General features: G+C 33.2%; 9 protein-coding genes. 1 reads left to right on the top strand and 8 read right to left on the bottom strand.

Annotated features, from left to right (window positions below; genetic code table 11):
- Nucleotides 1-94 precede the first annotated feature (94 nt).
- The 7 genes from ABH966_RS06315 to ABH966_RS06285 all read right to left on the bottom strand — a co-directional run bounded on the left by ABH966_RS06315 (nt 95) and on the right by ABH966_RS06285 (nt 9,160).
- A complete protein-coding gene (locus ABH966_RS06315; RefSeq protein WP_370076810.1) occupies nt 95-1,564 on the bottom strand; it encodes an NEAT domain-containing protein in 1,470 nt (489 codons plus the stop codon).
- Complete coding sequence (isdC, locus tag ABH966_RS06310; protein WP_370076808.1) at nt 1,564-2,169, bottom strand: heme uptake protein IsdC; 606 nt, start codon at nt 2,167-2,169, stop codon at nt 1,564-1,566. Before isdC ends, ABH966_RS06315 begins: the two co-directional genes overlap by 1 nt.
- A gap of 249 nt (nt 2,170-2,418) precedes the next feature.
- On the bottom strand, nt 2,419-2,988 hold the full coding sequence (locus ABH966_RS06305) for a manganese efflux pump (RefSeq protein ID WP_370076806.1): 570 nt from the start codon (nt 2,986-2,988) through the stop codon (nt 2,419-2,421).
- Between the two features lie 210 nt (nt 2,989-3,198).
- Nucleotides 3,199-4,917: a methyl-accepting chemotaxis protein gene (locus ABH966_RS06300; RefSeq protein ID WP_370076804.1), complete on the bottom strand. Its 1,719-nt coding sequence runs from the start codon at nt 4,915-4,917 to the stop codon at nt 3,199-3,201.
- A gap of 400 nt (nt 4,918-5,317) precedes the next feature.
- Complete coding sequence (locus ABH966_RS06295) at nt 5,318-6,316, bottom strand: HD domain-containing phosphohydrolase (protein WP_370076802.1); 999 nt, start codon at nt 6,314-6,316, stop codon at nt 5,318-5,320.
- 15 nt (nt 6,317-6,331) lie between these two features.
- Nucleotides 6,332-7,630, bottom strand: a complete 1,299-nt coding sequence (locus ABH966_RS06290) for a protoglobin domain-containing protein (RefSeq protein ID WP_370076800.1) — start codon at nt 7,628-7,630, stop codon at nt 6,332-6,334.
- A 36-nt stretch (nt 7,631-7,666) separates the two neighbouring features.
- Nucleotides 7,667-9,160: a helix-turn-helix domain-containing protein gene (locus tag ABH966_RS06285; protein ID WP_370076798.1), complete on the bottom strand. Its 1,494-nt coding sequence runs from the start codon at nt 9,158-9,160 to the stop codon at nt 7,667-7,669.
- Nucleotides 9,161-10,474: 1,314 nt separating this feature from the next.
- Here ABH966_RS06285 and ABH966_RS06280 point away from each other — a divergent pair.
- On the top strand, nt 10,475-11,347 hold the full coding sequence (locus ABH966_RS06280; protein ID WP_370076796.1) for a glycine betaine ABC transporter substrate-binding protein: 873 nt from the start codon (nt 10,475-10,477) through the stop codon (nt 11,345-11,347).
- A 185-nt stretch (nt 11,348-11,532) separates the two neighbouring features.
- Here the strand turns inward: ABH966_RS06280 and ABH966_RS06275 are convergent, their stop codons facing one another.
- Nucleotides 11,533-12,789, bottom strand: a complete 1,257-nt coding sequence (locus ABH966_RS06275) for an MFS transporter (RefSeq protein ID WP_370076794.1) — start codon at nt 12,787-12,789, stop codon at nt 11,533-11,535.
- Nucleotides 12,790-12,797: the final 8 nt, after the last annotated feature.

Here is a 12,797-nt window from a genome sequence, read left to right as displayed (position 1 = left end):
TCACTTTCATTACATAAAACACTTGCTGAAAGAAGTTAACATAACAGTAACTTCCTTCCTCAAATAAGCGAGAAAGGAAGTTGCTGTAACCGCGCTATTTATTCATGTATTGTAATGAACCATTTAAAATTTTTGCCATTTGTGTGCGTTTCAATGGGCTACTTGCATTAATAACAGTTTTACCTTCAGCATTTACAGATCCAGTCATGATTTTACCTGCGTATAGAAACGCAAAAGCTTTTTTAGCTTCTTCACTTGTGACAGTTGCACCATCTGCATAATAAGATAAGCTTGGATCACCATAGTTCATTTCTTTTCCTGCAACATGTGCTACTGCACGATAAATCATCACTGCAGCTTGTTGTCGAGTAAGTGTTCCATTTGGATTAAAGTTCTCTGCTTTCACAACAATTCCAGCATTAGCTAAAGCATTGATTGCTTGTACACGTTCTGTGTCAAGTTTCGCTGTATCTTTAAATCCAGCATCTGTTGTAGTAGATAAATTTAATGAACGTGCAATCATTAACGCAAATTGAGAGCGTGTAATATTGTCATATGGTTTAAAATTATCTTGCCCCTTAACAATTCCCTTACTGTATAATGCTAAGATTGCTTCTTTATTAGCATCATTGCTAATATCTTTAAATGGATTCACCACTGGTCTCACTGCGCCTTCCACAGCAAAACTAAATTGCACTTGGTGGTTCGAGTCATAGTTCACGCCTTTGCCCGGTTCATTCACAACAATATGCAGTTGGGCATTCACAAGTTTTTTTAAGTCTGCCACTTCAAATGAATACTTACTTATATTTGTTGCATCGTCTTTACTTACTAAAGTTGCTTCTTTTCCCTCTACTGAGAATCCTTTAACATATTGACCTTGAGGGAATGTCATAGTAACTATGTTTTTACCATCTACTACTGATACGTCTACTTTTGGGTTAATATATTGCTTCATCATAGATTCTTCAGAAGTACCGTTTTTGTAAACAGTGACAGCTACTTCATTTACTTTAACTTCTTCTTTAACCTCCTCAGATTTACCATTTCCCTCTGTAGTAGTTACTTCCTTATTTTCTACTGCTTTTAAATCAAAATCATACCACTTGTCCATATTAGCTGAAGCTACGACAACGTGAATTTTTGCTTGTAATATTTCACCAGCTACTACTGGGAAACTGTATGTAATTGTTCCATCTGCATTTTTCACTTCAGTAGCATCTACAAACTTATCACCTTGCTTTGTTTCTAAGCCTGCAATCATTGGGGCAGATTTTGCTGCTACCGTTAATTTCGCCTCAAATTTTCCATCCTTCTCAACGATTGTGCCTTGGGTTACAAGATGAGAGCTAATTGCAGGTTGTGGTTCTGTTGTACCAGGCTTAAAGATTTGAAAATCAACAATAGTGCTAGTATTCTCTGATTTAACAGCCTCTACTTTTATTGCAGTATTTGTAGTCGTTACTTCAGCCTTTGCAGACGCAAATAATGGTGCTGAAAGTGATGCTACTAGCAATGAAGCTAGTACTATTTTTGTTGCGCGTGATTGTCGTTTTTTAGCCATTATTGACCCTCCGTTTTTGTTTGTAGTTTTTTTCTATAAAGTAAAAATGCTGATCCAACTAATGCTCCAATTAATAAATATGGAGTCGCATCACTTGTTTGTGGATTTGGCGCATGACTTTCAGAAGAATTTGCTGGAGCATTAGTAGTTTTCGAATCAGATGCTTCCGTTATGGTTGTGCTTCCTACAGATGCTGCATCAAATACTAGTGAAACGCTGTATTCGTGATGATAATTAATATCGTCAATATCAATTTTCATAGAAGTCACAACTGGTTTCGTTAAATCTTTAACAGTAAATTGCACAGTACGTGTATCTGCTGCTTTATCTTCACTTACTACAGTTGCTCCACCTGGTGGTTGGAACTTTGTGATCCATGCACTATTTTTTAATGTAATTTGAACAGTAGCTGTCCCATTCTTCAATGTGACCTTTGCTGGTTTTATAAAATAATCGTTTGCAATGGATACAGAGTTGTTCTCTGGTTTATTGACCTGATATTTTATCGAATGAGTGCCGTCAGCTAGTTGAGCCGATGCTTGCGGTAGCGCAATGTTAAATACAAGCAAAGTTATAAGCATAACGAGCATCATCAATTTCTTCATGTGTTGTACGCCTCCTCTGAAAACATAATTGAAAGTATTTTATTGAAAACGAAAATCATTCTCAATTATACTTCTGTTACCAAGAATAATCGTTATTGCCAGTGTATGTCAATAACAAAATCAAATTTGTCCTCAACATGTCAAAATTGCCTCAAAAAAAGAAAATATCACGAAAAAAACATGTGATATTTCCTATTATATAGAATAGCCTCTTTCTATTTATTCATCTCAACTAGACATCTACTGAATTTAAGAAATTATTTCAATGACCCCTATAAGTATAAGCAACCAACCAGAAATAGCGGTTGAGTGTTTTCCAATAAAAGTCTTGGTAAGTAAGACTCCAAAATGAACACCAGCGCCTACTGTGATGAACGAAAAAAAACCGATAGAAATAACTGTCCAGATCGCAGAAATACCATTGGCTCCAAGCGCTATTCCTCCAGCTAAACAGTTGGCTGATAAGACAAAGCCGAGCGTCATTGCTTCTCGAATTGAAATTATATAATTTTTATCCTCATCAAATACTTCCGGGTTTCCCAATATTCCTTGTTTAGAAAAGCGACTAGATAATAACGTCCATATCCCTATGGCACAAAGTAAAAGACTTCCTATTAAATTTGCGAAATCTGGAGAGATATAATTAATAACTACACTTCCAGCTGTTACTGCTGCGTAAGTGACGATCATTGAAATAAGGGCAATAACCGCATTGGATAATATGGGTATTTTCACTCGCTTAATACCATAGGCGAGACCAATTCCTAAATTATCTAAGTTGGCAGCTATCCCAATAAGAATGATGGCTATCCAATGCATTCTTTTCCTCCTCAATAACGTAAAATCCATTCTCACATAGGATATGAAGGAATAAAATTTTTGTTCATCTATGTTTTGAACAGAGTTAATTGCTGAGAAATTAGGATTGCCATTGATACAATGACTATTTCACATGCTTTAACACTTTTAACCCGCGGAAGACTTGATATTACTTACGTTTTTCGTCTTTTACCCGCGGGTACTGTTATCCTATAGTTTGAACTTATTCAATTGTTTGGAAATCTTTTCAGCAATATTTGCGGTTTCAACGGATGACTCTGCTACATGCTGTATTGCTTGTAAAGTTTCTGAAATACTCTTTGCTATATCATTCGACTGATCAGATGACTCTATTGCGACATTTGATACATTTTCAATTGCATTTTGTATTTCTAGCATAGAATATTTCATCGTTCCAACAAATGTTGTCACTTCAGTTATTAATTTATTAAAGTACATAGCATCTTCTTCATATTGAATTCCACTGTTTTGGAAAAGCTCATAATCAGGTGTTACTTTATTATCTATAAAGTGTAAAAGCTCTTGCGCATTAATAGACACATTCGTAAATGCTTCTTCTACTTCACTAGTAACAGTTTGTATTTTTTGAACAGTCTCAGATGATTGTTCAGCTAATTTCCGTACTTCATCAGCTACAACAGCAAAACCTTTACCCTGCTCCCCTGCTCTCGCAGCCTCAATAGCTGCATTTAATGCTAATAAATTGGTTTGATCTGCAATATCTGCTATTGTGTCAGACATTACTTTTACTTCGGATACGATTTTTCCGGCTTGAATTGCCTCTAAAACTAACCTTTGTTTTTCATCATATAGATTACGAGCTGTACTGTATGCTTGAACAGCTGTTTCCTTAATATCAATTGCTCTCTCTTTTACTTTTTGCGAGAAACCAAGACTATATTCTGTTTTCTCATTTAATTTTTCCGCACTATCTAGTACCTCAATTGCAGTAGCATTTAATTGCTCGGTTGTTGCACCTAGTGTAGTACTACCCATAGCAACATCCTTTGTAGTTGTATCAATTTCATCCATTGAAGCAGTAATTTCCTCAATAGTTGCAGTTAAATCTTCGCTTAAAATACTCATTTGTGCTGATGTGCTACTAACACTAGAAACAAGTTCCTGAATATGCGAAACAGAATTGTTCAACCCTTCAGTAATTTTCCCAAGGTCATCAGAAAATATCACCGGGGCATGTTGTGATAAATCACCATTTTCAAGTGCAGATATAACATTCTTAATATTGGAGATTGCCTTTTTAACATATCTGCTTAAATAAATTAAGAAACTTACACTAAATATTAAAACAATAGCCATAATAACGATGTTTCTATAAAGAGTTTTAGAATATGCTGTATTATTTTCTTCGCTTTTTATTTCAGCACTTTTAATATTAATTTTTTCTATTTGTTCCATAAGAGCATCTCTTTGCTTCTCTATTTCTAATAGAGGTGTTAGTAATGAATCAGCATCTTCTATATCTGCATCAGAGATAACTTGTTGAAAAATGGATTCTAATGTACCTTTATAACTTTCAAGTACTTGTTCTAAATTCTTACTTAACTTTTCTTCCTCGCTACTCATTTTTGTATTTTTTAAATCTTGAAATGTGCGACTATTTTCTTCTTCTAAAGCAGCTATTTTTTCGTAATATTCCATTTTCTCGTCGTTATCTTGTGAATTATAAAAAATTTTGAACTTTAAATTAGTTATTTTTTGCTGGTTAATTGAAAGATTGCTTAATAAATAGACAGATGTTAAATTTTCTTCATAAATATGCTTTGCATTATCATTCATTTCTTTAACGCCATAGATTCCAGTAAACCCTATGATGACAATTGCAATCAACATAACAGTGTTCAATATTCCGAATTTCCCAACCAATGATGAATTTTTAAAAAACTTCATATGATCCTCCGTTATATTTATTATTATTTTGGCTCATCACCAAAAGTTGTGGATAACAATTGTTTAAACGTGCCATAAATAAGTTGATTGGAGTGAAGACTGGACGACTCCTTGGGGGGGAGGAGAACGAAGGTTAAACCATCATGTCCTCTGATAAACGCCTTCGTGACCTACATCCTGTTGCTACCGCTACGTTAGCACTACACTTTCGCACAGAAAACATTTGTTGCTGCCGCTTCGCTTTCGCACAGAAAACATTTGTTGCCCCAAGCAGCTCATCGGACGCCCCTAGCGCCCGGGAATCAATCCCACACGTTATGATAATGACATCTTTTTTACAATATAGATTAATTATGGAAATTAAGTATTATAGTTTCCCCTATAACTCAAAGTTTTGGGCTTATAGAACAATACTATTTTTATGAATAACTTTTTCGACAAACACTTCTACTAAATTAGGATCAAACTTAATACCCTTATGTTCTTTTAAATAAGAAAGAGCTTCTTCTATTGTCCAAGCTTTTTTATAAGCTCTATTACTTATTAAAGCGTCGTATACATCTACTATTGATATGACTCTCGCCTCAAAAGGAATTTCTTCTCCTTTTAAACCCATTGGATATCCTGTTCCATCCCAATTCTCATGATGATATTTAATAATATTTTCAGCTATTTTTTTGTCATTAAAAACTTTATTGTTCATTTCATCAGATAGTTTATTCAATACATCCACCCCCATAAGAGGATGCATCTTCATAATTTTCTTTTCATAGACTGTTAGTGGCCCAGTTTTATACAGTATCGATTCTGGTATACTTGTTTTTCCAATATCATGTAAAACGCTGTATTCTATAACTTTATTAATATACTCTAACGATAAATTATATGTTCTATCTTCAAAGAGGCTTAGTAAGAATTCCTCTAATAACTTTTGCACATTTAAAAGGTGTTCTGCTATACTTACATCGCGCATTTCACTTGATAGAGCTAACAACTTAAATAGCTCCTTTTTGTCTATTTGGTTCTGCTTCACTTCTTCTATCAATAATTGTTCCGCTAAGCGCATTACTCCTACATAATAAACAATTTCTTTTATTTCAATTGGCGTAATCGTTATAAATGAGTACCTTAGCTCTAATGATTTGTTGACATTCACCATTGTCCCAGACCATGGTTGTCCTTTTTTTAATGTACTATTTAACGATTTATACATAACGAATGGTGTTACACTCGATTTTAAACACTCTACCGGTAATCCGATAAGAAATTCTCTTTTATAGCCGGTGATCGTTTCATATTGTTGATTTACATCGATAATTAATTGATCTTCATCAACGATTACAACAGCATCACCCAATTTTAAATAATACGTTAATTCCTTTGGTATATTTTTACACATTTAAACAACTCCTCATCAATTGTTTAATTCATTAGCAAAACTAGCAAGCCGGTCAGCCGACAATGCAACTTCTTCAAATGCTTTACCTAACTCATTGACAACATTAGCGAAAATATCAATTTTTTCTTGTGAATGTTCATTATGTTCTTGTGTTTCTTTCATAGATTGTAAAATTTGCTCAAAATATATGTCAGTTTGCTCCATTGTTTGTTTTCCGTCTTGAACAGATTGATTAATCAAGTCAAGTGAGGCAGCTAACTTTTCTACCTTAGATACAGTAGATAAAATTAAATGAGCTACATTCGAGACTGATTTTTTTGTTACTTCTGATAATTTTTTAACTTCGTCTGCTACAACTGCAAATCCTCTTCCATGTTCACCTGCCCTTGCAGCTTCAATTGCTGCGTTTAAAGATAATAAATTAGTTTGATCCGCTATTTTCGTTACAATATCAATAATGCCTTGAACTTCCTTTGTTATCTTTAACAAGTCTTCTATATCATTGGAGATTATTTGAACTGCCTCATGAACATTCCTCATATTACGATCCTGTTCACTTATTTGAAACTTCCCATGTTCCGCTCTCTCCTCTGCTAACGCAGATAACTCTTTTCCGGCATTCACGTTTTCTACCATTTCTGTGCAATGAATATGTAATTCCTGGAATGCTGCATTAGTTTGCTCTGAAATTGCTGCTAAATTTTCAGTTGAATTCATCACTTGAATTTTAGTTTTTTCTGCCTGTTCGTCTAACTTTTCTTTAATTCTACTTATCTCTTTATCGTATTCTTCAAGAACGACTTGTTGTTCTAAGTTAAATAATTTTGAGAGTGCCTTTACACTAGTAGAATAAAGCTCCTTTTCAGAAAGATTCTTTTCGGTAATCTCCATAATTGTTATAAACAAATTTTGAAAAGCACATAAATACCATTTTGTCTGTAGACCAATTTTCACATGCATTTGTGCTATTCTAGCCCTTTTTAAAAAATATTCATCATCAATTATTCCTGAAAACATTTCTAAAATATGTGATTTTAAAGTTCTCTTTAAAGCATCTACTGAACTATTTTTATTTATTAGTATTTGTAGTGATTCTTCCAAGCTGAGATTCCTGTAAAAACGATCAACAATGTCATCTATTTCTTCTTTAATAAATGGCTGCAAGCTTTTTATTACTTGTAACTCTGCCATTGAAAAATTAATCATTTTTATTTGTTTCTCTATATCACTGCCATATTGAATATTCATTTTTATATTACTGTCGAGTAATAAATGGCCGTTACCTATCTCTTTCTCTTTACTTTTCCAAAACATGAATAACCTCCATCCCCAAAATATCGATTAATTTCTTTAAACTTCACTTAATAAAGTTTTCAATAATAGCTTATTTGGCTGTTGGTATTTATCGAAATAGATTTCCTGTAGATTTCTTGCTAATCTATCATAGTCTTCTCTGTCCGGAACTGAATTCCAAACAAATATATCTTCTATGTCTTTGTTAATATTTAAATATAAGCGATCTGTTATAATTAAATCCGCCTCTTCATCTTCAGCACATAATTCTACATGAATAAAAACACGTTTTATTTGACTGAATAGATAAGGAACATCATTTATCATTGAAAATATTTTTAATTTGATCTTGTCTCTATCTACAAAATCAATTGTTTGTTTGAGTAATTTATGATATCGACCAATTAATATTTCTTTGCGTTTAAATACGATGGCGAAAGACTTATTTTCCAATAGTCGATTATAAAACTGATTCATGATTTCTATTTGAGCCGTTTCATGCATTTCTAATCGCTTTTTATAAAGATCTTCTTTAAATAAATTAGCTGGACCAGAAAAAGATAAAATACCATAATGAAGATGCAGTAAGTTTACAAAGAGTGCCCCATATTCTTCTAAATCTAAAGTAACTGAAAAATGCTCCATGAATATCTCCATCCAATATATAGTCGCTTGTATAAATAATTCTTGATTATGATGCTGTGCAAAGTTCATCAATAAACTTACTGCACTATCTTTTTTTTGATAATGACGCATGCAACTAATGATGGAAAATGAAAACATTGTTTCTAATTCAATTTCTTCATCTGATAAATCAGTACATTCTCTAAATATATACTTGATTTTTTCCGATAATGACTCATAGTTATAATGATGTTTCGTAAAGTTTGCATACATTGGATGATATTCAATTAAGCAACCTAGTTTTGCGCGTGATAAGCAAATGGCGAGCCAATATAAAAGTTGTTCGGAATAGGCGATGTCTACTTCCTCCACTAATTCTAGTATTTCTTCTCTAGAAACTAGAGCAAATGGCCATTCCTCTCCCCAACACGAATTCCAGTAGAACAAGAAATAAAAATAACGAAATTGCTTTTCTGTCCCTTCAAGACTGACTTCCGCATAAGATGTATACTTCAAGTGAAATTGATCTAACAAAGGCTTAACTTTTTTTATTCGTCGATACACGGATGCAGGGCTTGTGAAATTATCCAAAACAAACATGTTAATATCAAAAAATTTATTGTAAAACATCTCATCAAAAGCTTTATATGTTAATGAGTTTTGTAAATAATATCTTTCTATAGTCTTCATAGAAAAATTATCTTTATAAATTAATTGAAAACACTTAAGCTCTTCTTTTTGGATAACAGCAGATTTTGTAATAAATTCTAAATCAATAGCTATTTCATCTACTATTTTCAAAATTGTTCTTTCAGACAAATCCATCATTTGAGATAACTCTAAACTTGAATATAGCCTTTGTTCTTTATAAATATGATGTAGAATATTCACCTTTTGTAAAGATGAACGATCCAAAAAATTATACATAAAAACACCTCAATGTCTTCCACCAGTAAAACCCAGCTGTGTCATACTAACAGTTTGTATTAGATTAACTTATATATCTTTTATCAATACATTCTATTCCCCGTTTTTTAAGACACTAAACATTAAAAAGCAATATTCTCGATACTTTATAACTACTTTAGTTACTACATATTGCCAATAAACACTTCATTAATACTCTTTTAAACAACAATTACAGCTTATTTTCATCATATTCACTCATTTTGGGAAACTGTGAATATAGCCTCATGTTTTCAAGGTTATTTACACTATAACAAGCATTTTACAACAAACAAAATCACTTTTTGTTCGATTTCAAGCAAAACTTGATAATCCTATATTTCCATTCAAAACATCTATCTTTTGGGGGAGTTTCAATTCTAGTTTTTCATCTTAAGACTTCATTTTTTGAGCTCATCTATTGGATTTCTATCGTGAAAGGGGGGTGTTTCTTTACGCTTTTTCCTGAAATTTCGTCCATAGACTTTCAAGGTTAAATATAGAATTGAACACGTTGTCAAACAGAAAAGAGATGTATCAAATTATGATACATCTCCCATCATGGTAATACTTATAAACCAAGTGCTCTGTACATAAACACTGTAAATCTGTGCGCGTGTTACGTTTTCGTTTGGTCAAAAAAGTATCGTTTACATCGCCTAATGCAATGTCTTGATTTCTAAACTCTACTAACTTCCTGGCGTTACACCAAATGCGAGCAACATCATTTTTGCCATTTGGGCACGTGTTTTATGAGCATTTGTTGGTATCGGAATTTTACTGCTGTCGTTTGAATCAAAAGTAACGATGAAACTGCTTCCAATCATTTATCGCATAGCGTTATATCTTTTGAAACTACACATATGAGATTTTACTCAACTATCACTAATTATAAAATTGATAAAATCAAAATTTGTTAGTTTTCGAGCAAATTTTGATAATCTTTTTTGTTGCAATATTAAGTTTCGTCAGAATCAGCGCCATTTGGGCCTTTCACTAACTAAAGCCCAATGATATTTTATTTACTTTAGTAACCTCGAAATGTATCAACCATAGCAATAAACATTAAATACTCGCTTTACTCATCTGAATTCACCTGTAAAGCAACCTAATATATTTCCGCATTTCCCATAGATTCGAGGTAGGTTTGGATAATTTTCCCTCTTCATAATGAGAGTTTAAACAATTTTTCTATTGAAGCCGATTTGACAAAAGTAACAACCTTTTGATAACTTTAAGTTGTTACTTGTTAATATTTAGATATATCTCATCCTATAATAAAGAGAGGGAGATTTTATGAAAGTCGGTAAATTATTAAAGATAGGATTGGCTTTAGCATTAATGTTCGTATTAACTGCTTGTAGCTCAGATGATGAAGGCACGAAAAACAAAGAAAAAAAGGACGTGAACTTAGCCTATGTTGAATGGGATACTGAAATTGCCTCAACAAACGTAGTAGGACAAGTTCTAGAGGATTTAGGGTATGATGTAACACTAACACCACTAGATAACGGAATTATGTGGGAAGCTCTTGCAAAAGGAGAAGTTGATGGTATGGTGTCAGCCTGGTTACCACAAACACATGCCCCACAAGTTGAAAAGTACAAAGATAGAATAGTAGATTTAGGTAAAAACCTTGAAGGTGCAAAAATTGGCTTAGTTGTCCCTAGTTATATGGATGTAAATTCTATCGCAGATTTAACAGATGAAGCTGGTAAAACGATAACTGGTATTGATCCAGGAGCAAATATGACAGCTACAACGGAAAATGCTTATAAAGAATATAGTAACCTTGAAGGTTGGAATGTAGTTACCTCATCAGCAGGTGCAATGACAGCAGCCCTTACTCAAGCTATTGCGAAAAATGAAGAAATCATCGTTACAGGTTGGTCTCCACACTGGAAATTTAACGCTTTTGATTTAAAATATTTAGACGATCCTAAAGGCATATACGGAGCCGAAGAATATATTGGTACATTTGCACGTAAAGGATTAAAAGAGGATAATCCGGGAGCGTATAGTGTTCTTAATAACTTCCATTGGACTCCGGAAGATATTGAAAGTGTAATGTTTGATATTATGAAAGGCGCTGATCCTAAAGAGGCCGCAAAAAAATGGATTAAAGATAATGAGGATAAAGTTTCAGAGTGGACAAAAGATGTAAAATAATACACATGATAGACTTTTATATACTCTGTCCAACAATTCGACTTTGAGATATATGAATTTCAGGCCCTACATATAATATCGTACAAAAGCTCACGCAAAAAGTTGGAGTACACTAGCGATGCACGTAATTAACATAAAAAGCTCCATTCACTGAGCAATCAGTAAATGGAGCTTTTTATGTTATGTTAATACCTCCGGATGGAAATGACTCTCTTAAGTAAAGATACATAGGACTCTTGTCTAAACAAATGAAATTTTAAAATTAAACTATTTACTAAAAAGAGGAGACCAGCCAAAAAAATAACCCCTTTTATATGGATTATTCCACTTAAATATCCCCCAAGTAAAGGACCAATTAGATTTCCTAAAAATAGAGCACTATGATAATAACCAAATGTTAAACTTTCCATTTTTTCAGGTGCATTTTTTCGTATTAAACTTATGACCGATGGAAGCAGACCACCTATAAATATTCCCATTAAGAACCGAGCGAGCAGAAATAGCCATATAGAAGAAACTAAAGCTTGGGTAACATAACAAATAAAATTACCTAACAACGAAATTAACAAAATAATTTCAGAACCCACTTGATCTGCTTTCCTTCCTAAAATGGGAGAAAAGATTATAATAGAGAAACCCGAGATAGAAACCGCTAAACCTACCATCGTTGTTAAAAAGACATCATTGTTCCACATACTTTCTACATATGTGGCCAAAAATGGTGAAGTACTCATCGTTGAAAACTGAATAAGAAATCCAACTAGAAACAAAGTTCCAATTAGAGGTCCTTTCGTAATTTCCCGTAATTCGGAGAAAAAATTAATACGTCCTCTCTTAGGCGTCGGAATTTTCAATGTACTTGGTTCAGGTTTATTAATTTCTGTTAAAAAAAATAATATAAGTGCCCCTGAAATCAGTAACATAGCGCTAGACACATAAAGGATTTTATAAAATCCTATCCACTGTCCCAAAACTCCACCTATTAACGGCCCAAAAATATTCCCGGTATAAGCACCAGATTGAGCTATACCGAGTGCATAACCTATTTTTTCTTTAGGCGTATTCATTGTGATGAATGGAGAAGAGGCAGGGATAAAACCACCAAAAATCCCTAAGATAAAACGTAGAACTAATAAGTGCCAAGCTGTTGTGCTATAGGTCATTAAGAATGTGGCAAATGCCATTCCAATTGCTGAACGGATTAGTATAGTTTTCCTACTCGTTCGATCTGCAATCTTTCCCCATATCGGCTGAAAAAGAAAAGCGGATAAAAAAGTAGCTCCAAAAATCATCCCTGTCCAAAGCTGAATATCTGCTTGAGAGTGAACATCCAAATCACTTTTAAGATACACTGGAATAAAAGGTATTATTAAGCTAAATGCAGACATGACTAAAAATTGTGCAATGCTCAAAATATACATATTCTTTTTCCAAACTTCCAATTATATAC

The sequence above is a fragment of the Lysinibacillus sp. RC46 genome (assembly GCF_041262385.1).
Classification (GTDB): Bacteria; Bacillota; Bacilli; order Bacillales_A; family Planococcaceae; genus Lysinibacillus.
Note: the sequence above shows the minus strand (reverse complement) of the source record. Positions and strands in the feature narration are given on the sequence as shown.